The organism is Serratia bockelmannii, from assembly GCF_051803255.1.
In the GTDB taxonomy this organism is placed as follows: domain Bacteria; phylum Pseudomonadota; class Gammaproteobacteria; order Enterobacterales; family Enterobacteriaceae; genus Serratia; species Serratia bockelmannii.
In genome coordinates this window covers 2,819,998-2,843,377 of record NZ_CP196512.1, presented here as the reverse complement: position 1 = coordinate 2,843,377, position 23,380 = coordinate 2,819,998, and the positions used below count along the sequence as shown (strand labels likewise).

The following is a 23,380-nucleotide window of genomic DNA, read 5'->3' as shown; positions in this document are numbered from 1 at the left end:
GTTTGCTTGCCGGAAAATTTCCTGCCGCAGAAAAAGCTTTTTTTAAGTCATATCAATGACTCAGTTATTACCGTGTTAGCCAAATGCCTTGTCTGGCGCGGCCTGCGGGATAAAACGTCATCGTTCCGCCATGATTAATTCATAATTCCGCTATAAGTTATTCGATCTTGGTCGTTTTCTATTGTAAAGATTAGGCGCGCAACTAAATTTTCACATAAACTATTGCGGCTATTAACCCTGTAATTTATGGAAAAAGAACCAGTGAAGATTTCAAAACTCAAAACGCTAGCAATTATCGCTTCCGCAATGGTTTGTGCGCAAAGTGCTCAGGCGGGGACCTGGTCACTTGGCGCTGCCGCGCTGGTTAGCCCGGACGCGTATCGCGGTTATCAGGACCGCGTTTATCCGGTGCCCGTCATCGACTATGAAGGTGATGACTTCTACTTCCGTACTCTGACCGCCGGTTACTACCTGTGGAAAGATCAAGAAAACCAGCTGAGCATCATGGGTTACTACACGCCATGGGGCTACCGTCCGGGCGACAGCGACGACGATCGCATGAAGCGCCTCGACAAGCGTCGCGGCACGCTGATGGCCGGCCTGGCCTATTCGCACAACGCGGAGTGGGGCACTATCCGTACTACTTTCACCGGCGACACGCTGAACAACAGCAACGGGCTGGTGGGCGATGTGGCTTACCTGTACAAGTTTGATCTGGACGCATTGACGCTGGTCCCGGGCGTGGGCGTAATGTGGAACAGCAAGAACCAGAACAAATATTACTACGGCGTCAGCGCCAATGAATCCCGCCGCAGCGGCCTGGATAGCTACACCCCAGGCGATAGCTGGGCACCGTATCTCGAGCTGAGCGCCAATTACCAGATCAACAAGAGCTGGAACGCTTTCTTCGTCGGCCGCTATGTGAAGCTGTCGGATGAAGTAAAAGACAGTCCGATGGTGGATAAATCCTACACCGGTTTGTTGATGACGGGTGTGAGCTACACCTTCTAATCACGCATTGCACGATTATCGTGCATGGCGTGCATTAAAAAGGGGCGCAAGCGCCCCTTTTGCACATCTGCAGTGCGCTGCCGCGCACGATCCATCAGGCTTTTTTACGGCTGCGGAAGGTGACTCCCAAACGGGCGGGTTGCTCGCCGGCGGCGATCAGCGGTTTGCTGACGCGCCCGGTCTCGATACAAACCATGGTCTTGTAACCGTCGTTCGGCATATCCCCCATGCTGCAGGAGAGTTCTGCGCCGGGGTTCCAGGCGATGACGTCGCTCATATGATGGTGGTGAACCTCGATGGTGCGTGCGAGCGCCGGATCGCGGATCTGGCTGAAGGCCTCCGGGCGAGTATAGACACGGTCGGTTTGGCCGACGAAGGTCACTTCACCTGCCTGACGTGCCTCTGCACCGCCCGCCACCTTGTCGATATAAGGCTCGCCCAGACCCGCCACGCTGACCCGTTCGATGTCGCCGACCTGGAAGTAGCTATGTAGCGCCGCCGTGGCCTGATAATCGCCGTGCGATTCCAGTTCGATCTCGCACTCTGCACCCAGTTTGAAGCGGGCAATCAGCGTGAAGGCGTGCGGCCACAGTTTTCGGGTCTGCTCATTGTCTTTCAGCGTGAAGGTCAGAATGACGCCGTTGTCATCTTCATCGTGCGCCGTCAGGCTCCAGGGCTGGTTACGGGCAAAGCCGTGGGAGGGTTGCGCCACTGGACCGAACCACGGCCAGCAGATCGGTACCCCACCGCGGATGGCCTTGCCTTTGGCAAACGGGGTATTGTTGCTGAGCCAAATTACCGGCTGCTCACCGCTGGGCTGCCAGGCCAGCAAATGGGCGCCCTGCAGCGCGACGGCCGCGCGCACTTTCGGGTGCGAGACCACCACCACGCCCAGCTCATCGAGCTGACGTTGGCTGATGTAAGGTGAAATCTGTTCGGAAACGGGCAGGGTGAAAATTTTCTCGTTCATTTCATGACCTATTGTTTGCCGGAGAGACAAATAAAAAAGGGCGACAAAAATGTCGCCCTCATTATCAGCTTAACATCATGCCATTACTTGGAGATGTGAGCGATCAGATCCAAAACCTTGTTGGAATAACCGGTTTCGTTGTCGTACCAGGAAACCAGCTTCACGAAGTTGTCGTTCAGTGCGATACCGGCTTTGGCATCGAACACGGAAGTCAGTACTTCGCCGTTGAAATCGGTGGAAACCACGTCGTCTTCAACGTAGCCCAGAACGCCTTTCATAGAACCTTCAGCGGCGTCTTTGATGGCTTTCTTGATTTCTTCGTAGGTAGCCGCTTTTTCCAGACGTACGGTCAGGTCAACAACGGATACGTTAGGCGTCGGTACGCGGAACGCCATACCGGTCAGTTTGCCTTTCAGCTCTGGCAGAACCACGCCAACCGCTTTCGCTGCGCCGGTAGAAGAAGGGATGATGTTCTGGGATGCGCCGCGGCCGCCGCGCCAGTCTTTGTGGGACGGGCCATCAACGGTTTTCTGAGTAGCGGTGGTCGCGTGAACGGTGGTCATCAGACCTTCAACGATACCGAAGTTGTCGTTGATGACTTTAGCCAGTGGCGCCAGGCAGTTGGTGGTGCAAGAGGCGTTGGACACGATGTCCTGGCCGGCATATTTGTCAAAGTTAGCGCCGCGCACGAACATTGGGGTCGCATCTTTGGATGGGCCAGTCAGAACCACTTTTTTAGCGCCGGCGGTGATGTGTTTACGCGCGGTTTCGTCGGTCAGGAAGATACCGGTCGCTTCAGCAACCACGTCAACGCCTACTTCGTTCCACTTCAGGTTAGCCGGGTCTTTCTCTGCGGTAACACGGATGGTTTTGCCGTTAACAACCAGGTGGCCGTCTTTAACTTCTACCGTACCGTTGAAACGGCCGTGAGTAGAGTCATACTTCAGCATGTAAGCCATGTACTCTGCGTCCAACAGGTCGTTGATTGCAACGATCTCGATGTCAGAACGCTCTTGAGCAGCACGGAAAACAATGCGACCGATACGGCCAAAACCGTTGATACCTACTTTGATAGTCATATATTCCACCAGCTATTTGTTAGTGAATAAAAGGTTGGTTGTAAAATTACAAAAACCTTACCCAGCGTCAAGCGGAATCGTGTCAATTCTTGCGGCAAGTCAAACCAGAAGGGTGGTTTTGCACGCTTATTGCACAGTCCATTTGCGCTTGGCCTCATCCGTTATATGGGGACAAGCCGCCAAGTATAAAGTCAGCATACGCAAGATGTGTGATCGCTATCACATATCATCGTGACGTAGCCTTTATGGGCTACAGTTTAGGCCAAAAACCCCTGCAGCGGTGTTAATTTTTTGTTATTATTAATCATTGTTTTCGTTGACATTATCCACATTCAGAGATAAGCACAAATGGCTAAAGAGACAACCCCCGGTCATCCGGTCACGGAACTGAATGAAATCCAACGTTATGTGACGCAACAGCGTGGTACCGAAGCGCCGTTCAGCGGCAAATTGCTGCACAACAAGCGCGAGGGCGTGTACCATTGCCTGTGCTGCAACCAGCCGCTGTTCTATTCCGAAACCAAATACGATTCCGGCTGCGGTTGGCCGAGTTTTTATGAGCCGGTTTCCGCCGATGCAATCCGCTATCTTGATGATAATTCGCATAATATGCATCGTGTTGAAATCCGCTGCGGCCACTGCGACGCGCACCTGGGGCACGTTTTCCCCGATGGCCCGCAGCCGACAGGCGACCGCTACTGCGTCAACTCCGCCTCGCTGAGTTTCACCGATGGCGAAAATGGCGACCAAACGGCCGGTTAAGTGGTAATTTAACTAACAAAATCGATTCAGCTAATTATTCATCCGTAAGCGAGAAGGGCTCTGATGGACGTGAAAGATCTGATTGCGGCGATGACGCCCGAGATATACCAGCGCCTGGTACTGGCGGTTGAGCTGGGTAAATGGCCGGACGGCGTGGCGCTGACGCCGGAACAGAAAGAAAATAGCTTGCAGGCGGTGATGCTGTGGCAGTCGATGCACAACGTCGATCCGCAGCACATGAGCATCGGTACCGACGGGCAGATTGTGATGAAGAGCAAGCAAGAGCTGAAACAGCAGTTCGTTGCCGAGCCGCTGGCCAAACTCAAACCGCAGTAACGCGACCCTAAAGCGGGGCGATGTCGCCATCGCCCCGTCGACTCACCGTTTTTCGCCCTTAATCCCCAACGATTCCGCCAGCTGCTGTGCCAGCCGGTTGTTGTCGTCCGCGCCGTATTCCCAGAACATCGCACCGCCTAATCCCTGGCTTTTGATGTATTCGGCCTTGATGGCCACCGAACGCGGGTTCTCGTAGGAGATGGCAAACAGCGGCTTGCCTTCGGCGGATTGCAGCGTCAAGTATGGCACTTTGGCGTCGTCATCCCAGTGTTCGCGGAAACGCTGCTGCGGATCGTTGAGCAATTTGCTGACGATATCGCGGTATTTAAAGTAAGTGTCTTTGCTGAGATCCAGCCCCAGCGCGTTGAACAGGGCGGTTTCGCGCGCGCTGAAGTCAGGTTGCGTCACCGGATGCTTGGCGGCGTCCGGTTTGTCCCAGTCGATGCCCGCCTCGGTCGCCCGTTTCGGCACCCGGCCGTAGAAACCGATGCCCAGGTTCATCTGTGCCGGTTTCAGTCCGGCAGCCAGATAATGCTTTACCACGAAATCGGCGCTGTAGCGGTCGGCGGCCGCCACGGTTGGCCAACGCGTTGAATCGTACAGGTTGGCATTGAAGTACTGTGTGCCGTAAGCCATGTCGTAAGTCATCAGATTGATGTAGTCGAGGTAAGGGGCAATGCTTTTCACATCGACCCATTCCTGTGGGCTTTTGACGTTGGCCCCGACGGCGATGGTTAACAGCTTGCCTTGCCCCAGCGCTTGGTGAAGCTCTTTCAGCAGCAGGGTGAAGTTATCGCGATCCGCCGGTTGGCTTTCCACCAGCCCCCAGGCGCCGTTCACCGGGTATTCCCAGTCCAGATCGATCCCATCCAGCCGGTACTGTGCGATCACCTGCTGCGCGGAGCGAATGAATATCGCCCGGTTTTCCGCGGTAGCGGCGGCGGCGGAGAAACCGCGTGCGCCCCAGCCACCGACCGACAGCAGCACTTTCAGCTCGGGGTTCTGTTTGCGCAGCACCGGCAGCCGTTGCAGATCGGCCGTGACTTTCGGCGACAGGTAGATCTGGTGGCGGCGAGCGGGGTCTTTCAGCGCCGCATTGGTTTCGTCTTTCTCGCCGTTGTAGATCAGGCCAAACGAATAGTTGAGGTGGGTGATTTGCGTCACGTCCAGCTTGTCGATGTCGCCACCGGGGCCGGCGGTGACGTCGCCGCCGCCGTTGAAGTAGCCGACGGAGAGATAGGCCGCCTGGGCCGTGCTTGCGCCAGCCATAGCCAATTGCACCGCCGCCAGCAAAGGCAGCAGTTTTCGGGTTATTTTCATGTCAGTCTCCTTGTGGTCGGCAAGGCCGACCGTACCGCCAGGGGCGGGCACAATAAAGCCGGGCTCAGCGGGCCCCGGATGCGTATAACCGATTGACGCCAAAAGCGTCGCAGTCATAACAGCAAAAGCGCCTGCCGGTCACAAGCCGTTGGGGAAGAAGAAAGGCGGTATTGTGAGCAGCGTCGATAATTTCGCCGCCGCGCAGAGAGGGCGCCGGTGGCGTCCGAGCGGATTTAGTTGGCGAGAAACTGTGACAGGGTAACTAGCTGCGCGCCGGCGCGCGCCATCTCCTGCAGCGCTTGCTCACTGTCGTCCGGCTGCAGATTCACGCCGCGGCAGCCGTCGACGATCACTTGCGTCGGATAGCCGGCAGCCAGCGCATCCAGCACGCTGAACTTCACGCAGTAGTCGGTCGCCAGGCCCATGACAGCCAACCGCCGGACGCCCTGCGATTGCAGCCAGCCGTGGAGTTCGGTTTGCGCACGGTGGCCGTTATCGAAGAACGCGCTGTAGCTGTCGATGTTCGTATCTTGCCCTTTGCGAAAGACGGCATTGATGTGTTGCCGCTGTAACTGGGGATGAAAATCGGCGCCGTGGCTCCCTTGCACGCAGTGCACCGGCCACCACACCTGCGGCAGGCCTTCCAGCTCACCGAGAGTGCCGACCTGCGCATCGGAGTTCACCGCAAAGCTGCGGTGATTGGCGGGGTGCCAGTCCTGGCTGGCCACCACCGGCTCTCCCCGCGCCAGGCAGGCGGCGATCGCCTGATTGGCGACCGGGATGACGGCGTCGCCCGCCGTGACCGCCAGCGCGCCGCCGGGGCAGAAGTCGTTTTGCAGATCGATCAACAACAGGGCCGTTTTCATCGCCGCTCCAGAGTTCAGTCGATTAACCGTTGATGCTCAGCTCGCCGCGCAGATCTTGCTGCATCAGGGCGCGGATTTGTTTCGGCGTCAGCGGCTGGCTCAACAGATAGTGCAGCTTGGTCAGGGCGGCTTCCACCGTCATGTCGAAACCGCTGATAACCCCGGCGTGCGCCAGCGCGTTGCCGGTGGCGTAGCCTTCCATATTGACGCGCCCGGAGATGCACTGCGTCAGGTTGACCACCACGATGCCGCGTTCGGAGGCCGCACGCAACTCGTCGATCAGCTCGGCCTTCTGCGGCGCGTTGCCGACGCCGTAGGAACGCAGGATCAGCGCCTTGACCGGCTGCAGCAGGAAGTTACGCACCACCGCGCCGGAAATGCCCGGATAGATAGTGACCACGCCGATCGGCTGCGGCGTGATGTCGTGCACTCGTAACCCGCCGTTGCAAGTCGGGCTGTCGATGCCGTGCTGGCGACGAATGTGGATACCGGCTTCCAGCAGCGGCGGCAGGTTGGGTGAAGCGAAAGCGTCGAAGCCGTCGGCGTGCGCCTTGGTGGTGCGGTTGCCGCGGAACAGCTTGTTGTTGAAGAACAGGCTGACTTCGTTCACCGGATGGTTGGCTGCCAGGTACAATGCATTCAGCAGATTGGTTTGGCCATCGGAGCGCAGCTCCGCCAGCGGAATCTGCGAGCCGGTGACGATCACCGGCTTAGCCAGGTTCTCCAGCATGAAGGAAAGCGCCGAGGCGGTGAACGCCATGGTGTCGGTGCCGTGCAGGATCACGAAGCCGTCGTAGCGATCGTAGTTCTGCTTGATGTCGTCGGCGATGTGCTGCCAGTCTTCCGGCGTCATGTCCGAAGAGTCAATCAATGGCGCGTATTCATGAATGGTGAAATCCGGCATTTCCGGCCGATGGAATTCCGGCATCAGCGCCAGTTGGCGCTGCAGGTGGCCGGAAACCGGGATATAGCCGTGATCGGAGCGCTGCATGCCGATGGTGCCGCCGGTGTAGGCGACGTAAATGGATTTCTTTTGCATGGTCATGATTTTAACAAAGATAAGATGGGCTGAATTATAGGGGCATGGCGGCAGAAAAAAAGCCCGGCGATGGCCGGGCTGTAGAATTATTTGTTAGCGGACTTCTCCGCAGGTCAGACAGATCGCGTAACGGTTCTGCGGATCGTTCAAGTTATTGAACAAACCCGGCTGCTCTTTCACCGCATTGGCGACCGAGGCCAGCGGGGCAGGCAGCATGGCCTGAATCGCCGCCGGCAGCATGGCGTGAATGGAAACGCCGAACTGGCTGAGCACCATATCGCTCAGGCTCGGTGTATCGACGAACCAGTCGAGCTGCCACTGTTGCAGTTTCGCCAGCTCAGCGGCTTTCTTCACCGCGTCGTCGAAATCGCCCAACTGATCGACCAGGCCATTGGCCTTGGCGTCGCTGCCGAGCCACACATGGCCCTGCGCGATTTGGTCAACCTGCTGCGGGGTCATCTTGCGTGATTTGGCGACCAGATCGAGGAAGTTCTTATACCCGTTTTCGATATTCAGCTGCATCATCTGTGAGAACTCCTGCGGCAACGCCTTGGTGACCGCGATATCGGCCAGCGGCGAGGTCGCCACGCCGTCGGTGTGCACGCCCAGCGTATCCAGGGTTTTCTCGTAGGTATTGATGATGCCGAAAATACCGATGGAGCCAGTCAGCGTACTCGGGCTGGCGATGATGTAGTCGGCCGGCGTCGAGACCCAGTAACCGCCCGACGCGGCCATGCCGCCCATCGACACCACCACCGGTTTGCCGGCGGCGCGCACGGCGGCCAGCTCGGAGCGGATCACTTCGGACGCGCTGACGCTGCCGCCAGGGCTGTTGACACGGAACACCACGGCTTTGATGGCCGGATCCAGACGTGCCTGACGCAGCTCGGCGGCGGTGGTGTCGCCCCCGACGTTACCCGGCGTCTGCGGGCCGTCCATGATGGCGCCGTTGGCGAAGACGACGGCGATCTTGCCGCCCTGGTTCGCGTCCGGTTTCGGCTGATAGTCGTAGATGCTGATGGCGTTGAAATCATTTACCTGTTTGTCCCAGCCGAAGGTCTTGACCAGCTGATTTTCGATCGCGGTGCGCGACGCCAACTCGTCCACCAGCTTGTTGTCCAGCGCATAGCGAGCGGTGTCGCCACCGGCCGCCTGCAGGCCGCTCAGCACGCCGGCGGCGCCTGGGAACAGCTGCTGCGGCGTCAGCTGGCGGTTGGCCGCGACGGTCTCCAGATAGTTCTGCCACAGGCCGCCAATCCAGCGGCTGTCTGCTTCGCGCGCCGCCGGAGACATATCGTCGCGGATCAGCGGTTCGACCGCCGATTTATAGGTGCCGACGCGGAAGATATTGGTGGTGACCTTGAGCATGTCCAGCAACGACTTGTAATACAGGTTGTTGGTGGCGAAACCGTGCAGATCGACCGTGCCCTGCGGCGACAGGTAGACCTTGTTGGCGTAGCTGGCCAGATAGTATTGCGTCTGGTTGTAGCTGTCGCCGATGGCGAAGATCGGTTTGCCGCTGTCGCGGAACTCGCGCAGCGCTTTGCCGATATAGCGCAGCGACGGCTGATCGGCGCCGACGAAATCATTCAGCTGCAACACCATGCCGGTAATGTTTTTGTCGTCTTTGGCCTTGCGGATGCTGTCGACTACGTCGAACAGCGAGTTTTCCTGCAGGCGGCTGCTGGAGGCGCCCAACAGTTCGCGGCCCCATTGCCGCACTCGGTTGTTTACCGAAGGCTGATCGACCACCACGCCGCTTAAATCGACCAGCAGCGCGCCGCGCGCCGGGGCCGTCGAGGTGGAGGAACTTTGGAAGGACAGATAGATGCCGACCCCAACCAGGATCAGCAAGACCAGGAACAGGTTAAGGATCAGTTCCCTGATAAAATTCAGCAGACGCCATGTCCACCGGAAAATGCCGGCAATAATTTGCCACAATGTGCGCATGTGCTCTCCAACAAGAGTCGAGAATGTTCCGCTATCCTAATGAGCGGCCGGGTAAATGTCAGCTTTAAATCGTGGCACACAGACGCTATCGCCGAGGCTGTAACTCGTCGTTTAGCTATGTTAACGTGGCCGGAATGAAAATTGTTATCAGGAGTTTACGATGGATGCTCTGGATCTTTTATTGAATCGTCGCTCGGCTTCGCGCCTGGCGGAACCGGCGCCGGCGGGGGAAGTGCGCCAAAATATCATCAACGCGGGCCTGCGTGCACCCGATCACGGCGCGCTGCAGCCGTGGCGTTTCGTGATGATCGAGAATCAGGGCCTGGAACGCTTCAGTCAGCTGCTGCAGGCGGCGGCGAAGCAGGATCAACTGGACGAGGCGGCGATCGAAAAAGCCACCAAGGCGCCGTTCCGCGCACCGCTGATCATCACCGTCATCGCGCACTGCACGGAAGAGACCAAAGTGCCGCGCTGGGAGCAGGTGGTTTCCGCCGGTTGCGCCGTGCAGGCGATGCAGATGGCGGCGCTGGCGCAGGGCTTTAACGGCATCTGGCGCACCGGCGCCTGGACCGAGCATGCGCTGGTGCGTGAAGCCTTCGGTTGCCGCGAGCAGGACGAGATCGTCGGCTTCCTCTATCTGGGGACGCCGCAGTTGAAGGCTGCCACCAAGGTGACGCCGCCGGACAGCACGCCTTTCGTCAGCTATTTCTGAGTTTTTTCCAACGGGGCGCGGTGAAAATGCGCCAAACCCCGCAAAATTGCATGGTTTCTGAGCAGGCCGTTCGCTTATCGGCGGCCCGCTCTTATCAATCCCCTCGGCAAGCGCTACCCTATGTTATCTTGAGTGCCGTTACCGAAGGGAGTGGACTATGACATCGCCAGCGATCCGTTTAACCCAGTACAGCCATGGCGCTGGCTGCGGCTGCAAAATCTCACCGAAAGTTCTCGAAACCATCCTGCATAGCGAGCGGGAAAAGTTTGTCGATCCGCGCCTGCTGGTCGGCAATGAAACCCGCGACGATGCGGCGGTGTACGACATTGGCAACGGCGTCGGCATCATCAGCACCACCGACTTCTTCATGCCGATCGTCGACGATCCATTCGATTTCGGCCGCATTGCGGCTGCCAACGCCATCAGCGACGTGTACGCCATGGGCGGCAAACCGATCATGGCGATCGCCATTCTCGGCTGGCCGCTCGCCAAGCTGCCGCCGGAGGTGGCGCAGCAGGTGATCGACGGCGGCCGTTTCGCCTGCCAGCAGGCGGGGATCGCGCTGGCCGGTGGCCATTCTATCGATGCACCGGAACCTATTTTCGGCCTGGCGGTGACCGGCGTGGTCAATACCGAGCGGGTGAAGAAAAACAGCGCGGCACAGGCCGGATCAAAACTTTATCTGACCAAGCCGTTGGGCATCGGTGTGCTGACGACCGCCGAGAAGCAAAGCAAGCTGCGCCCTGAGCATCAGGGCCTGGCGACTGAAGTGATGTGTCGCCTGAATAAACCGGGTGCTGATTTTGCCGAGGTGGCGGGCGTCACAGCGATGACCGACATCACCGGCTTTGGCCTGCTGGGCCACCTGAGCGAGGTATGCCAGGGCTCCGGTCTGCAGGCGACGGTCTGGTTTGATCGGGTGCCGAAACTGCCGGACGTTGAGGCGTATATCGCCGAGGGCTGTGTGCCGGGCGGCACCGGGCGCAACTTCGACAGCTATGGCCATCTGGTGGGCGAGATGAGCGATTTGCAGCGCCAGCTGCTGTGCGATCCGCAAACCTCCGGCGGCTTGCTGTTGGCGGTATTGCCGGAGGCGGAAGCGCAGGTGCTGGCGATTGCCGAACAGCACGGTATCACGCTCAACGCTATCGGTGAATTGCATGTGGCATCGGCCGATAAGCCGCTGATCGAGGTCGCGTAGTGTCCAACATGCAAGGAAGGGCGGACAGCGACGATTACCAACGCATTTTCCTGCAGGACGTGCCGCTGATTGACGTGCGCGCACCGATCGAGTTTCAGCAGGGCGCCTTCGCTCAGGCACTGAATCTGCCGCTGATGATCGACAGCGAACGCCAGGCGGTCGGCACCTGCTATAAGCAGCATGGGCAACAAGCGGCGATCGCGCTCGGCCACAGCCTGGTGAACGGCAAACTGCGCGAACAGCGCACCGCCGCCTGGCTGGCGGCCTGCACAGAGCGGCCCGAAGGCTATATTTACTGCTTCCGCGGCGGGCTGCGCTCGCAGCTGGTGCAGCAATGGCTGCATGAGGCCGGCGTCGAGTACCCGCGTATCATTGGCGGTTATAAGGCGCTGCGCAATTATTTGCTCGGCGTGCTGGCGCAAAGCGCGGCATTGCCGATGGCCCTGGTGGGCGGCAATACCGGCAGCGGCAAGACGTTGCTGGTCAACGAACTGGCCGACGGCGTCGATCTGGAAGGCGTGGCGCGCCATCGCGGTTCATCTTTTGGTCGAACGCTGGCGGGCCAGAGCTCGCAGATCGATTTTGAGAATCGTCTGGCTGTGTTATTGCTGAAAAAACAGCATGGTGGCAGCCGCCGTTGGGTGCTGGAAGACGAAGGGCGGATCATCGGCAGCAACAATCTGCCGCTGCCGCTGTTCAATGGGATGCAGCAGGCGCCGGTGGCGGTGATCGACGATCCGTTCGACATTCGTCTGGCGCGTCTGCAGGCGGAATATATCGACGGCATGCGCGAACAGTTCGAACAGGCCTATGGTGTGGAAGACGGCTGGCGACAGTACGACGACTATCTGCACCACGGCCTGTTCGCCATACGCCGCCGCCTGGGGCTGGAACGCTTCCAGCAGCTGACGCAACGACTGGAAGCGGCGCTGCGGGCACAGCGGCTCAGCGGCCAGGGCGAGGCGCACCGCGAGTGGCTGGCGCCCCTGTTGCAGCAGTACTACGATCCGATGTATTGCTATCAGTTGGAAAAGAAAGCCCAGCGGATTGTCTTCCGTGGGAACTATGCAGAAGTAAGAGAATTCTTGATGACGTTCAGCCAGAAAAACGGTGAATAATGCGACTGTTCATAGCCGAGAAACCGAGTTTGGCGCGCGCCATTGCCGACGTCTTGCCCAAGCCGCATCGCCGCGGCGACGGGTATATCGCCTGTGGCAACAACGACGTGGTGACCTGGTGCGTCGGCCACCTGTTGGAGCAGGCTCAGCCTGACGCTTATGACAGCCGCTATGCGCGCTGGTCGTTGGCGGATCTGCCGATCATTCCCGAAAAATGGCGGTTGCAGCCGCGGCCTTCGGTCAGTAAACAGCTCAACGCCATTAAAAAGTTGCTGCTTGAAGCCGATGAAGTGGTTCACGCCGGCGACCCGGATCGCGAAGGGCAACTGCTGGTGGATGAGGTGCTGGACTACCTGGATTTGACGGCGGAGAAGCGCCAGAACGTGCGCCGCTGTCTGATCAACGATCTCAACCCGCAGGCGGTGGAGCGCGCGGTCGAGCGTCTGCGTGACAACCGAGACTTTATCCCGCTGTGCGTGTCTGCGCTGGCACGTTCGCGCGCCGACTGGCTGTACGGCATCAATATGACCCGCGCTTATACGCTGCTGGGCCGCAACGCCGGTTACGACGGCGTGCTGTCGGTGGGCAGGGTGCAGACGCCGGTGCTGGGATTGGTGGTGCGGCGCGATGAAGAGATCGAAAACTTCGTGCCGAAAGACTTCTTTGAGGTCAAGGCGCACATCGTTACGCCGAAAGAAGAACGCTTCGTGGCGCTGTGGCAACCCAGCGACTCCTGTGAGCCTTATCAGGACGAAGAGGGGCGTTTGCTGCACCGGCCGTTGGCGGAGCACGTGGTCAAGCGCATCGAGGGCCAGCCGGCGCTGGTCACGTCCTATAACGATAAACGGGAATCAGATACTGCGCCGCTGCCGTTTTCGCTCTCCACGCTGCAGATCGAAGCGGCCCGGCGTTATAACCTCAGCGCCCAACAGGTGCTGGACGTTTGCCAGCGGCTGTACGAAACCCATAAATTGATCACCTATCCGCGTTCCGACTGTCGCTACCTGCCGGAAGAACATTTCGCTGGCCGCCATGCGGTGCTGAACGCCATCAGCGTGCACCAGCCTGAACTGTACCCGCAGCCGGTGATCGACAGCGATCGCCGCAACCGCTGCTGGGACGACAAAAAGGTCGATGCGCACCACGCTATCATTCCTACCGCCCGTGCCGGCAAGATTAACCTGACGCAGGATGAACGGAACGTGTATGGGCTGGTGGCGCGCCAGTATCTGATGCAGTTTTGTCCGGATGCGGTGTTCCGCAAATGCGTGATCGAGCTGGATATCGCCGGCGGCAAATTCATCGCCAAGGCGCGTTTCTTGGCGGAGGCCGGTTGGCGTACGCTGCTGGGCAGCAAGGAACGCGACGAGGAAAATGAGGGCGCACCGTTGCCGGTGGTGGCTAAAGATGATGAGCTGCTGTGTGAGCGCGGTGAAGTGGTGGAGCGCCAGACGCAGCCCCCGCGGCCGTTTACCGACGCCAGCCTGTTGTCGGCCATGACCGGCATCGCGCGGTTCGTACAAGATAAAGCGCTAAAGAAAATCCTGCGAGCGACCGATGGTTTAGGTACGGAAGCGACGCGAGCGGGGATCATCGAATTGCTGTTCAAACGGGCGTTTCTGTACAAGAAGGGACGCTATATTCACTCCAGCGAAACCGGGCGCGCGTTGATTCACTCGCTGCCGGATCTTGCTGCACGCCCTGATATGACGGCAAACTGGGAAGCCACGCTGACGCAAATCAGCGAGAAATCCTGCCGCTATCAGGACTTTATGCAGCCGTTGGTCGGCACGCTGCAAGAGCTGATTTATCAGGCCAAGCAGAGCCGGGCGAGCATGGCGTTTCGTGGATTGCCGCCGCCGCCCTCCAGCGGGGGCAAAAAACGCAGGAAAAGCGCCGGCAAGGCGCAGGAGAAAAGTGAATGAAGCGTGGACTCAATGGGGTGCTGGCTGCCGCTGCCCTGGCGTATTGCGGCCTGGCGGCCGCCAACCGGGGCGATGTGGACGTGGTGTTGCCGGTTTCGCCGGAGATTTGGGGCACGGCCAAAAGCGGCGTCAACCCGCCGCCGGCGCAGCCCTGCAACCGCTGTTGCGTCTACCAGAACCAGAACTATTCCGAGGGCGCGGTGCTTAAAGTGGAAGGGGAAGTGCTGCAGTGCGTGCGTGAGCCTAACACCATCGGCACCAACCCCTTGATTTGGGTGCGATTGAAGAAGTGACGATGTAACCTATCGCCGCGCTCAGCGTACATCGCCTTGCGCGGCGATATAGCCCGCCAGCAGTGGAACGTCAGCGGGTGCCAGAGCGTATTCCTGCGCCTGTTGCGGCGTGACCCAGACCAGCGCCGAGTGGCAGCGCTGTTGCAGTTCACCGGAGAACTCCGCGACTTGCCAGGCGTGCAGCCGGATGAGGAGTTCGCCTTGCTGCCACTGATTGCTGCCCACATAGTTGCCGATACGGGCGCAAATTCCCAATTCTTCATCCAGCTCGCGCGCCAGCGCCTCTGGCTGGCTTTCGCCGGCTTCAACCTTGCCGCCGGGGAATTCCCACAGACCGGCCTGGTCGCTGCCTGCGCCGCGCTGGGCCAGCAAAATGCGGCCATTTTTTTCCAGAATGGCGGCCACCACGTCGATAATTTTCATTGGCTTCACAGAGTAAAACCCCGGCGAGCGCCGGGGTGATGGGGTTACAGCGTAAATTCCGCCCAGACCGGTGCATGGTCGGAAGGTTTCTCCATACCACGGGTTTGGTAATCGATGCCGGTGGCGATGCAGCGCGAAGCCAGCGGGGTGCTGGCGAGCAGCAGATCGATACGCAGGCCGCGGTTGTCGTCGAACCCTTTGGAGCGGTAGTCGAACCACGAGAATTCGTCGCTGCGCCCCGGGTTGGCGTGGCGGTAGGTATCCACCAGGCCCCAGTTCAGCAGGCGGTCCATCCATTCACGTTCTTCCGGCAGGAAGGAGCATTTACCGGTACGCAGCCAGCGTTTGCGGTTGTCTTCGCCGATGCCGATATCGTAATCGCTGGGGCTGATATTCATGTCGCCCATGATCAGCACCGGGGATTCTGCCGACAGCTGTTGCTCCAGGTAATTTTGCAGGTCCTGATAAAACCGCGTTTTAGCCGGGAATTTGATCGGATGGTCGCGGCTTTCACCTTGCGGGAAGTAGCCGTTGATCACCGTCAGCGTGCCCTGTGGCGTAGCCAGATCGGCCATGATGATGCGACGCTGCGCATCTTCTTCATCGGTCGGGAAACCGCGGCGCACGGCCAGAGGCTCCGCTTTGGTCAGCAGCGCCACGCCGTAATGGCCTTTTTGCCCGTGATAGAATACGTGGTAGCCGTGTTGGCTGACGTCTTCCAATGGGAACATGTCATCGTGAACTTTGGTTTCCTGCAGACCGATCACGTCGGGCTGGTGCTGTTCGATAATTGCCGCCAGCTGATGCGGACGCGCGCGCAGTCCATTGATATTAAAAGAGACAAACTTCATGAGCGGTGCCGTTTTCACGAGAAAAATGTGCTGTGATAGTAGCAGAGTTTGGCGGGAAATGTAACGCAGACAGCGGCGGGACCGCTGACTGCGCAGCGGGTTTATTTCGCCCAGCGGTCGTAATTTTTAGGTTGATAGTCGTCAAACTGTTGCAGCAGCGTTTGTGCCGATTCACTGATGTGCAGGGTACCGAGATAGTCGTGGCGCATGAAACCCTGATCGGCGACGTGCTCGAGGAACTGGCTCAGTGGGCGGTAGAATCCGTTGACGTTCAGCAGGCCGACCGGCTTGTTGTGATAGCCGATTTGCCCCCAGGTCCAGATTTCAAACAGCTCTTCCAGCGTGCCGATGCCGCCGGGCAGGGCGATAAAACTGTCCGCCAGCGCCGCCATACGGGCTTTGCGCGTATGCATATCGGGTACCACTTCCAGTTCGGTCAGGCCGCGATGCGCCGTTTCCGCTTCCACCAGGCGCTCGGGGATAATGCCGACAGCTTCACCGCCCGCTGCCAACACCGCGTCTGCCACGATCCCCATCAATCCTTTTTTGCCGCCGCCGTAGATTAAACGGCGCCCCTGAGCGGCCAGCAGCTGCCCCAGTTGACGAGCCTGCTCGGCATAAGCGGGATTGACGCCCTCACTGGCGCCACAAAAAACGCAAATATTGTTTCGCATCCACCTGTTCCTTACTGCACTAAAGAAGCCAGTGGTATAGCGAATTGTCGGCCGGAGTTCAAGTTACGGGCGGAGGAGAGAAATAAAACGTCTGGATAGAAGCGGTTAATAAGGGGAGATAACTTGATTTATTGATACGAGAACATTGGATGCAACGAGTTTTAAGTAGGGTTTGGATTTTTCTGCAGGAGATGGTGGTGGGGGAAGGATGATTCGTCGCTGTGCGACTCACCCTGCGGGCCGCGCTGAAGCGCGTTGTCTCACTGCGTGAGACTCGAACCTTGGTCGAAGCTTCTCATCCTTCCCCAATACGGAACATTATGGAGGCGATGTGTTTTTAATTTGGTTTGGGGATTTTTGCAAGAGATGGTGGTGGGGGAAGGATTCGAACCTTCGAAGTCTGTGACGGCAGATTTACAGTCTGCTCCCTTTGGCCGCTCGGGAACCCCACCATGGTATTCATGGATTTACAAATTGTTGTTCTGGTTTTATCCAGAAGAAACCTGGCCGGTTTCTTTACTGCGTCTTCGCTCCTGGCGGAGAGAAGATGGTGGTGGGGGAAGGATTCGAACCTTCGAAGTCAGTGACGGCAGATTTACAGTCTGCTCCCTTTGGCCGCTCGGGAACCCCACCATATACATGGCTATTTAACTGGCCTTGCTTGCGAGAGCGCTGTCTCGGTAAGCGGGGCGCATCATATCAAATGAAGCGGATGTGTAAAGCATTGAAATGCAGAAAATGAATCGTTTGCCGTTTTTTTATTCTTGGCGGTGCATCCCTGAACGAAATGCACCGATTTATTGAGCGATTACAGAATAACGGTGCGGTTGCCGTAGACGAAGACGCGCTGCGCCAACACCTGATAAAGCGCGCGGCTGAGCACGTTTTTCTCTACGTCGCGGCCGGCGCGCATCATATCCTCGGCGGAATAGGTGTGATCGACGTGGATCACGTCCTGCATGATGATCGGGCCTTCGTCGAGATTGTCGTTAACGTAGTGGGCGGTGGCGCCGATGATTTTTACCCCGCGCTCATAGGCCTGGTGATAAGGGCGTGCGCCGATAAACGCCGGCAGGAACGAATGGTGAATGTTGATCACCTGGTTCGGATAATGTTGCACGAAGGCCGGCGTCAGCACGCGCATATATTTGGCCAACACCACGTAATCCGGCTGATATTGATCGACCTTGGCCGTCATTTCGCGGTCATGCTGCTCCCGCGTCAAGCCTTCGTGGCTCACCAGATGGAAAGGAATATCGAAACGCTCCACCAGCGTTTGCAGCGTGTCGTGGTTGCCGATCACGGCGGCAATTTCAACGTCGAGGCCACCATAGGCGCTTTTCATCAACAGATCGCCCAGGCAGTGGGCCTCTTTGGTGACCAGCACCACGATGCGCCGGCGCCCGGTGCTGTGCAGCTCGCGCAGCGAACCTTCCGGCAGCGCGCTGTCCAGATCGGCCAGCAGCGTGTTGTCGTTGAAAATGCCTTCCAGCTCGGTGCGCATAAAGAAACGCCCGGTGCGGTGATCGACGAACTCATTATTCTGGACGATATTGAGTTCGTGCTTGTAACAGATGTTGGTGATCTTGGCGATCAGCCCTTTGGCGTCCGGGCAGATGGTGCGTAACACTTTTCGTTGTACATTTTGGTGTGGCATGGGTTTGAGGATCCTGTCTGATACTGAACGGCCTGTCTGCGCAGGCGTAAACGTGAAGCGCCGGCCGGTTAGCGCCCGCAGCACTTCTTATATTTTTTCCCTGAGCCACAGGGACACATCGCATTTCTGCCGGGCTGGGGTTTGGTACCGTCGATATAATACCAACGTTGATCGCGACGAAGGAAGCGTGAGCGCTCATGCATCGCTTGCGGTTCGCCGCTTTCGCCATCGGTAAAACGGGCGATGAATTCGACGAAGCCTTCATCCGGCTCATGACCGGCTTTCTCTTCCACGACCGTCAGGCCCAGCCATTCGGTATTCTTAAAACTGTCGACGATTGCATTGCGCCACGCTTCGGCACCGCAGTCGGGGTGCCAGGTGGCGATCAGATAGTCGACGTTATGACTCACGTAGGCGGTGAAGCGTGAACGCATCAGCTGGCCGGGCGTCGGCGCTGGCTGATTGCCGCTGATAAAAGGGGCGCAGCACGCGTTATACGCCAGTCCGCTGCCGCATGGGCATAATTCGGGCAAAATAACTCCTGAGAACACGAGGCAGAAAATGAATTTAGCGCATATGTTACCTAACAATATTCGTCAGTGACAATCTACCCTGAAAGCAGAGAACACCTTTCACCCTGAGGATGGCGCGATGCGGCAAATCAAGATCGGACTGGCGCTGGGAGCGGGCTCGGCCAAAGGCTGGGCGCACATCGGCGTGATCAATGCGATAAAGAAATTGGGGATTGAGGTTGATGTCGTTGCCGGCTGTTCTGTCGGCGCGTTGGTGGGCGCGGCGTTCGCCAGCCATCGTCTGCCGGCGATGGAGCAGTGGGTGCGATCGTTCAGCTATTGGGACGTCATTCGCCTGATGGATTTTTCCTGGCAGCGCGGCGGCCTGTTGCGCGGCGAGCGGGTGTTTAACGCCGTCGGACAGCTGCTGAAGGTCAATGATATCGCCGATTGTGCGTTGAAGTTCGGTGCCGTGACCACCAATCTCAGCACCGGGCGCGAGCTGTGGCTGACCGAAGGCGATATTCATCAGGCGATACGCGCCTCCTGCAGTATGCCTGGCCTGTTGGCGCCGGTATGGGCCGACGGCTATTGGCTGGTGGATGGCGCGGTGGTCAATCCTGTGCCGGTGTCGCTTTGCCGCGCCATGGGCGCCGATATCGTCATCGCGGTCGATCTGCAGCATGATGCGCATCTGATGCAGCAGGATCTGTTCTCGATACGTATCGAGGAAGAAAGCCCGAACGATGCGCCTGCGGCGACCTGGCGCGGGCGTCTGCGGGAACGCGTCGGCAGAATGCGTAAGCGCAAACCGGCGACGGCGCCGACGGCGATGGAGATTATGAGCACCTCGATTCAAATGCTGGAAAATCGTTTGAAGCGTAATCGGATGGCGAGCGATCCGCCGGATGTGTTGATTCAACCTTTTTGTCCGCAAATCTCGACGCTGGATTTCCACCGCGCCGATGAAGCGATCGCAGCGGGGTTGCTTGCGGTGGAAAAACAACTGGATCGGTTGTTGCCGTTGATAAAAAATAGATAATTCTCGGTTCTCGGTTGGCAATGCGCGGTCAGTCTGTTTCAGACGAGCATAAGTGACCTTTTTGAGCCACTATTACACTATGGAAAGGGACGAGGCTCGGCTGATGGCATTACCACTTACTCACAAGCGCATCTTGATCGTTGAGGACGAACAGGTTTTTCGTTCAGTGCTGGTCGGTTATTTGGCCTCACTGGGTGCTGAAACCGGCGAGGCGACCAACGGTATACAGGCGCTGGGTGCCGTCGATGACTTCAAGCCGGATCTGATCCTGTGCGATCTCGCGATGCCGGAAATGGGGGGGATCGAATTCGTTGAGCACCTGCGTTTGCAGGGGCTGCAAATCCCGGTGCTGGTGATCTCGGCCACCGACAAGATGGCTGACATCGCCAAGGTGCTGAGGTTGGGCGTGCAGGATGTGCTGCTCAAGCCGCTGACCGATCTCAATCGCCTGCGTGAAGCGGTGTTGGCATGCTTATACCCCAATATGTTCACTTCCCAGGCGATTGAGGAGGTTGAACTGTTTCAGGACTGGGATGCGTTGAGCAAAAATCCCTCCGAAGCCGTCAAACTGCTTAAACAATTGCAACCGCCGGTACAGCAGACTATTGCGCATTGCCGGATCAACTATCGGCAGTTAACCACCGGCGAAAATCCTGGCCTGGTGCTGGATATCGCCGCTTTGTCAGAAAAGGATCTGGCATTCTATTGCCTGGACGTCACGCGCGCCGGCGATAATGGCGTATTGGCGGCATTGCTGTTGCGTGCATTATTTAATGGGCTGCTGCAAGACCATCTGGCTAATCAACAGCATCGTCTGCCGCAAATGTCGGCATTGTTAAAGCAGGTTAATCAATTATTGCGGCAGGGGAAATTAGACGGTCAATTCCCGCTGTTGCTGGGATATTATCACGCCGAAAATAAAAACCTGATTCTGGTTTCTGCCGGGCTGCATGCCAACGTCAATACCGGTGACAATCAAATCCAGCTGAGCAATGGCGTGCCACTGGGGACGCTGGGTGCCACCTACATGAATCAGATCAGCCAGCGCTGCACTGCCTGGCAGTGTCAGGTATGGGGAAGCGGTGGTCGGTTGCGGCTGATGCTCAGCGCTGAATAACAGGCAACGAACGGCGAGATCTTAAGCTATTCACTTATCGGTAATTAAACCGTTTATTTATTCTCCCGATTATCCGAACGGGTAATAGTCCTAAATGTTTTCTATTTGTGTTCTGGTTAATGCCAGGCGCGCATAAGCTGGTATACTCCGAAGGTTTTTTATATTGAGCCCAAGCTCATAAAATGAGCGCTTTAGCTTCAAGAGAGGAAATAATGCCTGCTGTAAATCGCAAAGTCAGAAAAGCCGTGATCCCGGTTGCAGGCTTGGGTACGCGGATGTTGCCGGCCACCAAAGCCATTCCGAAAGAAATGCTGCCGCTGGTTGATAAACCGCTGATCCAATACGTCGTTAATGAGTGCATTGCGGCGGGGATTAACGAGATTGTGCTGGTCACCCACTCCTCCAAGAACTCGATCGAAAACCATTTTGATACCAGTTTCGAACTTGAAGCGATGCTGGAAAAACGCGTCAAGCGCCAATTGCTGGATGAAGTGCAGTCGATCTGCCCGAAAGGCGTTACCGTGATGCAGGTTCGTCAGGGCAATGCCAAAGGCCTGGGGCACGCGATTATGTGTGCCTACCCGATGGTGGGCGATGAACCGGTGGCGGTGGTGTTGCCGGACGTGATCCTCGACGAATACAGCGCCGATCCGAAAAAAGACAACCTCCGCGAAATGCTGCAGCGCTTCGAAACTACCGGCGTCAGCCAGATCATGGTTGAACCCGTGCCGCATAAAGATGTCGGAAACTACGGCGTAGCCGACTGTAAGGGCGTTGCTTTGCAACCGGGCGAAAGTGCGCCGATGGTGAGTGTGGTTGAGAAACCTTCGCCGGATAAAGCCCCTTCCAACCTGGCGATTGTCGGTCGTTACGTGTTATCCGCCGATATTTGGCCGCTGTTGGCTAAAACGCCCCCTGGCGCCGGCGACGAAATTCAGCTGACTGACAGTATCGAAATGTTGATGCAGCAGGAAACGGTGGAAGCGTATCACCTGAAGGGCGTAAGCCATGACTGCGGTAACAAGCTGGGATACATGCAGGCTTTTGTAGAGTACGGCATGCGTCATGCCAGCCTGGGCAAAGAATTTTCTCAGTGGCTGCAACAGGTTGTTGCCGCTGACAAGAAGTAATTTGATCTTTCGTCTTAATTTGAAAAACTAGGATTTTCACATGAAAGTAACAGTTTTTGGTATTGGCTATGTAGGGCTGGTGCAGGCCGCCGTACTGGCTGAAGTTGGCCATGACGTTATGTGCATTGACGTCGATGAGCGAAAAGTCGAAAACCTGAAAAAGGGCAATATTCCGATTTTTGAACCGGGCTTGACGCCGCTGGTGCAGAAAAACTATGAGGCTGGGCGCCTGCATTTCACCACCGATGCCAAAGCGGGCGTGGCGCACGGGAATATCCAGTTTATCGCCGTCGGCACGCCGCCGGATGAGGACGGCTCCGCCGATCTGAAATATGTCACCGCGGTTGCACGTACCATCGCTGAACACATGATCGATCGCAAAGTGGTGATCGATAAATCCACCGTGCCGGTCGGTACGGCGGACAAGGTGCGTCAGGTGATGGCGGAAACGCTGGCTAAACGCGGCAGCAACGTGGCGTTCGACGTGGTATCCAACCCTGAATTCCTGAAGGAAGGCGCTGCGGTAGCTGACTGCATGCGCCCTGAACGCATCGTGATCGGTACCGATAATAAAGAGGTAATCGAACCGATTCGCGAACTGTACGAGCCGTTTAACCGCAATCACGATCGTATGATCATGATGGATATCCGCAGCGCAGAGCTGACCAAATACGCCGCCAACTGCATGCTGGCGACCAAAATCAGCTTTATGAACGAAATGTCCAATCTGGCGGAAATGCTGGGTGCGGACATCGAGAAAGTGCGTCAGGGCATCGGTTCCGACTCACGCATCGGTTATCACTTTATCTACCCTGGCTGCGGCTACGGTGGTTCTTGCTTCCCGAAAGATGTCCAGGCGTTGATCCGCACGGCGGAGCAGATCGGTTACCAACCGAAGCTGCTGCAGGCGGTAGAGCAGGTCAACTACCAACAGAAAGATAAGTTGAACAGCTTTATCAAAGATTACTTCGGCAGCGATCTGAAGGGGAAAACCTTTGCGCTGTGGGGCCTGGCGTTCAAGCCGAATACCGATGACATGCGTGAAGCGTCCAGCCGCGTGCTGATGGAGCAATTGTGGGCTGCCGGCGCCACCGTTCAAGCCTACGATCCTGAAGCGATGAACGAAGTTCAGCGCATCTATGGCCAGCGCGACGACTTGAAGCTGATGGGGACCAAAGAGGCTGCATTGCACGGCGCCGATGCTCTGGTGATCTGCACCGAATGGCAGAATTTCCGCGCACCGGACTTCGATGTGATCAAGAGTGCGTTGAAGCAGCCGGTGATCTTCGATGGACGTAACCTGTACGATCCGGAGCGTTTGGAGAATCGCGGCTTTACCTATTACGCGATTGGCCGCGGCGCCTCGATTAAACCGGTTATTTAAGGAGTGGG

23 protein-coding genes, 2 tRNA genes and 1 other RNA gene are annotated in these 23,380 nt (G+C 57.6%); 12 read left to right on the top strand and 14 right to left on the bottom strand.

What is annotated here, in order from left to right; all coding sequences use genetic code 11:
- The first annotated feature begins 246 nt into the window (after nucleotides 1-246).
- The gene (locus ACSJLU_RS13565) at nucleotides 247-1,011 is read left to right on the top strand and encodes a MipA/OmpV family protein (protein ID WP_025303095.1); all 765 of its coding nucleotides are present in this window, start codon (nucleotides 247-249) and stop codon (nucleotides 1,009-1,011) included.
- A gap of 94 nt (nucleotides 1,012-1,105) precedes the next feature.
- Here ACSJLU_RS13565 and ACSJLU_RS13560 read toward each other — a convergent pair whose 3' ends face one another.
- The gene (locus ACSJLU_RS13560; RefSeq protein WP_025303094.1) at nucleotides 1,106-1,981 is read right to left on the bottom strand and encodes a D-hexose-6-phosphate mutarotase; all 876 of its coding nucleotides are present in this window, start codon (nucleotides 1,979-1,981) and stop codon (nucleotides 1,106-1,108) included.
- 83 nt (nucleotides 1,982-2,064) lie between these two features.
- Nucleotides 2,065-3,060: a glyceraldehyde-3-phosphate dehydrogenase gene (gene gapA / locus ACSJLU_RS13555; RefSeq protein ID WP_004932222.1), complete on the bottom strand. Its 996-nt coding sequence runs from the start codon at nucleotides 3,058-3,060 to the stop codon at nucleotides 2,065-2,067.
- A gap of 348 nt (nucleotides 3,061-3,408) precedes the next feature.
- Here gapA and msrB point away from each other — a divergent pair, with 348 nt between their 5' ends.
- Nucleotides 3,409-3,822 (top strand): peptide-methionine (R)-S-oxide reductase MsrB, encoded by a 414-nt coding sequence (gene msrB, locus ACSJLU_RS13550; protein ID WP_004932219.1) that lies wholly within the window; start codon nucleotides 3,409-3,411, stop codon nucleotides 3,820-3,822.
- A gap of 63 nt (nucleotides 3,823-3,885) precedes the next feature.
- Nucleotides 3,886-4,158, top strand: coding sequence for a YeaC family protein (locus tag ACSJLU_RS13545; RefSeq protein ID WP_025303093.1), 273 nt, complete (start codon nucleotides 3,886-3,888; stop codon nucleotides 4,156-4,158).
- Between the two features lie 42 nt (nucleotides 4,159-4,200).
- Here ACSJLU_RS13545 and ACSJLU_RS13540 read toward each other — a convergent pair whose 3' ends face one another.
- The 4 genes from ACSJLU_RS13540 to sppA all read right to left on the bottom strand — a co-directional run bounded on the left by ACSJLU_RS13540 (nucleotide 4,201) and on the right by sppA (nucleotide 9,333).
- Entirely contained in the window at nucleotides 4,201-5,478 is a 1,278-nt protein-coding gene (locus ACSJLU_RS13540; RefSeq protein ID WP_342096337.1) for a glycoside hydrolase family 18 protein, read from the bottom strand.
- A gap of 233 nt (nucleotides 5,479-5,711) precedes the next feature.
- Nucleotides 5,712-6,344: a bifunctional nicotinamidase/pyrazinamidase gene (gene pncA, locus ACSJLU_RS13535; protein WP_025303091.1), complete on the bottom strand. Its 633-nt coding sequence runs from the start codon at nucleotides 6,342-6,344 to the stop codon at nucleotides 5,712-5,714.
- Nucleotides 6,345-6,366: 22 nt separating this feature from the next.
- Nucleotides 6,367-7,383, bottom strand: a complete 1,017-nt coding sequence (gene ansA, locus ACSJLU_RS13530; protein ID WP_380825074.1) for an asparaginase — start codon at nucleotides 7,381-7,383, stop codon at nucleotides 6,367-6,369.
- A 93-nt stretch (nucleotides 7,384-7,476) separates the two neighbouring features.
- Nucleotides 7,477-9,333 (bottom strand): signal peptide peptidase SppA, encoded by a 1,857-nt coding sequence (sppA, locus tag ACSJLU_RS13525; RefSeq protein ID WP_342096336.1) that lies wholly within the window; start codon nucleotides 9,331-9,333, stop codon nucleotides 7,477-7,479.
- Between the two features lie 160 nt (nucleotides 9,334-9,493).
- Here sppA and ACSJLU_RS13520 point away from each other — a divergent pair, with 160 nt between their 5' ends.
- The 5 genes from ACSJLU_RS13520 (at nucleotide 9,494) to ACSJLU_RS13500 (ending at nucleotide 14,582) form a co-directional block, all read left to right on the top strand.
- Entirely contained in the window at nucleotides 9,494-10,045 is a 552-nt protein-coding gene (locus tag ACSJLU_RS13520) for an NAD(P)H nitroreductase (RefSeq protein ID WP_004932204.1), read from the top strand.
- Nucleotides 10,046-10,202: 157 nt separating this feature from the next.
- Nucleotides 10,203-11,246: a selenide, water dikinase SelD gene (gene selD / locus ACSJLU_RS13515; protein WP_342096335.1), complete on the top strand. Its 1,044-nt coding sequence runs from the start codon at nucleotides 10,203-10,205 to the stop codon at nucleotides 11,244-11,246.
- An 8-nt stretch (nucleotides 11,247-11,254) separates the two neighbouring features.
- Entirely contained in the window at nucleotides 11,255-12,364 is a 1,110-nt protein-coding gene (gene mnmH, locus ACSJLU_RS13510; RefSeq protein WP_043142988.1) for a tRNA 2-selenouridine(34) synthase MnmH, read from the top strand.
- Entirely contained in the window at nucleotides 12,364-14,289 is a 1,926-nt protein-coding gene (locus ACSJLU_RS13505; RefSeq protein WP_043142985.1) for a DNA topoisomerase III, read from the top strand. Before mnmH ends, ACSJLU_RS13505 begins: the two co-directional genes overlap by 1 nt.
- Nucleotides 14,286-14,582: a YnjH family protein gene (locus ACSJLU_RS13500; RefSeq protein ID WP_025303085.1), complete on the top strand. Its 297-nt coding sequence runs from the start codon at nucleotides 14,286-14,288 to the stop codon at nucleotides 14,580-14,582. Before ACSJLU_RS13505 ends, ACSJLU_RS13500 begins: the two co-directional genes overlap by 4 nt.
- Nucleotides 14,583-14,603: 21 nt before the next feature.
- Here the strand turns inward: ACSJLU_RS13500 and ACSJLU_RS13495 are convergent, their stop codons facing one another.
- The 8 genes from ACSJLU_RS13495 to ACSJLU_RS13460 form a co-directional block, all read right to left on the bottom strand.
- Entirely contained in the window at nucleotides 14,604-15,005 is a 402-nt protein-coding gene (locus ACSJLU_RS13495) for a pyrimidine (deoxy)nucleoside triphosphate diphosphatase (protein ID WP_049209192.1), read from the bottom strand.
- 44 nt (nucleotides 15,006-15,049) lie between these two features.
- The gene (gene xthA / locus ACSJLU_RS13490) at nucleotides 15,050-15,856 is read right to left on the bottom strand and encodes an exodeoxyribonuclease III (protein ID WP_025303083.1); all 807 of its coding nucleotides are present in this window, start codon (nucleotides 15,854-15,856) and stop codon (nucleotides 15,050-15,052) included.
- Nucleotides 15,857-15,957: 101 nt separating this feature from the next.
- Nucleotides 15,958-16,530 (bottom strand): TIGR00730 family Rossman fold protein, encoded by a 573-nt coding sequence (locus tag ACSJLU_RS13485; protein ID WP_004932190.1) that lies wholly within the window; start codon nucleotides 16,528-16,530, stop codon nucleotides 15,958-15,960.
- Nucleotides 16,531-16,722: 192 nt separating this feature from the next.
- Nucleotides 16,723-16,850, bottom strand: a non-coding RNA gene (locus ACSJLU_RS13480) — RtT sRNA.
- Between the two features lie 47 nt (nucleotides 16,851-16,897).
- Nucleotides 16,898-16,982, bottom strand: a tRNA-Tyr gene (locus ACSJLU_RS13475).
- Nucleotides 16,983-17,078: 96 nt separating this feature from the next.
- Nucleotides 17,079-17,163: transfer RNA gene (locus ACSJLU_RS13470), tRNA-Tyr, on the bottom strand.
- A gap of 175 nt (nucleotides 17,164-17,338) precedes the next feature.
- A complete protein-coding gene (purU, locus tag ACSJLU_RS13465) occupies nucleotides 17,339-18,187 on the bottom strand; it encodes a formyltetrahydrofolate deformylase (protein ID WP_342096334.1) in 849 nt (282 codons plus the stop codon).
- A gap of 68 nt (nucleotides 18,188-18,255) precedes the next feature.
- Nucleotides 18,256-18,720 (bottom strand): YchJ family protein, encoded by a 465-nt coding sequence (locus tag ACSJLU_RS13460; protein ID WP_025303082.1) that lies wholly within the window; start codon nucleotides 18,718-18,720, stop codon nucleotides 18,256-18,258.
- A gap of 118 nt (nucleotides 18,721-18,838) precedes the next feature.
- Between ACSJLU_RS13460 and rssA the strand changes: the two genes are divergently transcribed.
- The 4 genes from rssA to ACSJLU_RS13440 all read left to right on the top strand — a co-directional run bounded on the left by rssA (nucleotide 18,839) and on the right by ACSJLU_RS13440 (nucleotide 23,372).
- Entirely contained in the window at nucleotides 18,839-19,741 is a 903-nt protein-coding gene (rssA, locus tag ACSJLU_RS13455; protein ID WP_025303081.1) for a patatin-like phospholipase RssA, read from the top strand.
- 103 nt (nucleotides 19,742-19,844) lie between these two features.
- Nucleotides 19,845-20,858 carry a two-component system response regulator RssB gene (gene rssB, locus ACSJLU_RS13450; protein WP_025303080.1) on the top strand — a complete coding sequence of 338 codons (1,014 nt, stop codon included), beginning with the start codon at nucleotides 19,845-19,847 and terminating at the stop codon, nucleotides 20,856-20,858.
- 212 nt (nucleotides 20,859-21,070) lie between these two features.
- The gene (gene galU / locus ACSJLU_RS13445) at nucleotides 21,071-21,988 is read left to right on the top strand and encodes a UTP--glucose-1-phosphate uridylyltransferase GalU (protein ID WP_025303079.1); all 918 of its coding nucleotides are present in this window, start codon (nucleotides 21,071-21,073) and stop codon (nucleotides 21,986-21,988) included.
- A 40-nt stretch (nucleotides 21,989-22,028) separates the two neighbouring features.
- Nucleotides 22,029-23,372, top strand: a complete 1,344-nt coding sequence (locus ACSJLU_RS13440) for a UDP-glucose dehydrogenase family protein (RefSeq protein WP_141998241.1) — start codon at nucleotides 22,029-22,031, stop codon at nucleotides 23,370-23,372.
- Nucleotides 23,373-23,380: the final 8 nt, after the last annotated feature.